We start from the raw sequence: 687 nt of genomic DNA, 5'->3' as shown, positions 1-687 counted from the left end.
GAACCCCCTACCTGAAAGAGATCATGGATTGCCTTTCGCCTTCCTCTTCCGTGGAGCAGGTGGCGTTTATGAAAGGGGCTCAGGTGGGCGGTACGGAGTGCGGCAATAACTGGTTGGGGTATGTGGTACATCACACGCCCGGACCGATGATGTATGTGCTGCCCACTCTGGATATGGCCAAGCGAACCTCCAAGCAGCGGATCGCACCCATGATTGAGGCCATGCCAGTGCTGAGGGACTTGGTAAAAGATCCCCGTTCCAGGGATTCCGGCAACACCCAGATGGTGAAGGAATTTCCCAACGGCGTATTGATCATCACCGGTGCCAACTCGGCCACCGGGCTTCGTTCCATGCCTGCCCGATTCCTATTTCTGGATGAGGTGGATGCCTATGAGGACGATGTGGACGGTGAGGGCAGCCCGATCAATCTGGCGATTAAACGGACGGCGACGTTTTCCCGTAATCGAAAGATCCTGATGGTGTCTACACCCAATATTGCCGGAGCCAGCAAAATAGAGGCGGCTTACCTGGCCAGTGATCAGCGGCAATTCCATGTGCCCTGTGTTGAGTGTGGATTTATGCAGGCCATTGAGTGGCCGCAGATTAAATTTGAGAATCAGGATCCTGAAACTGCTTGTTTTGAGTGTGTGAGCTGCCAGCACCGGATGCGGGAGCATGACAAACCAA

The 687-nt window shown here is 54.4% G+C and carries 1 protein-coding gene; it reads left to right on the top strand.

Going from position 1 to position 687, the window contains the following annotated elements:
- Positions 1-23: 23 nt before the first annotated feature.
- Positions 24-687 (top strand): phage terminase large subunit family protein (locus tag AK963_RS30135; RefSeq protein ID WP_238593907.1); only part of this gene is annotated, 664 nt, incomplete at its 3' end.

This window comes from Endozoicomonas atrinae, from assembly GCF_001647025.1.
GTDB classification, from domain to species: domain Bacteria; phylum Pseudomonadota; class Gammaproteobacteria; order Pseudomonadales; family Endozoicomonadaceae; genus Endozoicomonas; species Endozoicomonas atrinae.
Note: the sequence above shows the minus strand (reverse complement) of the source record. Positions and strands in the feature narration are given on the sequence as shown.